We start from the raw sequence: 533 nt of genomic DNA on the forward strand, positions 1-533 counted from the left end.
AAGCAGCGGCTCGCGCGACGACATGCTGTCCGCCATGGAGCGCTGGTTTACGGCGGATACCCGTTGGGAAAATGTCGGCGCGGCGACGACTGTCGGGATCGATCAGGCGCGGCAGTTCGTCGAGGGCTTTCTGGGCCGGATTCCTTTCGAACGCTGCGCGGTCGTCGTCCATCATGCGGCGGCCGCCGGCAATGTGGTCCTGACCGAGCGCAGCGATATTTTCTACGGACCGGACGGGCAGGAAATGCTTTTGCTGCGGCTGATGGGCGCGCTGGAAATGGACGGCCCCCATATCGTCGCCAGGCGCGACTATTTCGACACAAGCGGCTTTTAGAGGGGGATGGGGATGACCGATCGCAAGGCTGTCTGGGCGCAGATCGTCCCGATGCCGGGCGCCGATCTGTCGGCGCTGGCGCAGAGCTACGAAGCGGCGGGCGTGGAAGGGGTGTGGGCGCCCCAGATTTTCGGCGCGCCCTTTACGACGCTGGCCGCCGTCGCGCCGGCCACGCAGCGCATCAAGCTGGGGACCGGCA

The 533-nt window shown here is 66.2% G+C and carries 2 protein-coding genes; both read left to right on the plus strand.

Annotation, left to right across the window (positions count from 1 at the left end):
* A partial coding sequence (locus ACFC3J_RS23015; protein ID WP_375198219.1) for a limonene-1,2-epoxide hydrolase family protein occupies positions 1 to 334 on the plus strand: 334 nt, incomplete at its 5' end.
* Positions 335 to 346: 12 nt separating this feature from the next.
* Positions 347 to 533, plus strand: a 187-nt coding sequence (locus tag ACFC3J_RS23020) for an LLM class flavin-dependent oxidoreductase (protein WP_375198220.1), incomplete at its 3' end; no start/stop codon positions are given.

Source organism: Sphingobium sp. (assembly GCF_041987595.1).
Lineage (GTDB): Bacteria > Pseudomonadota > Alphaproteobacteria > Sphingomonadales > Sphingomonadaceae > Sphingobium.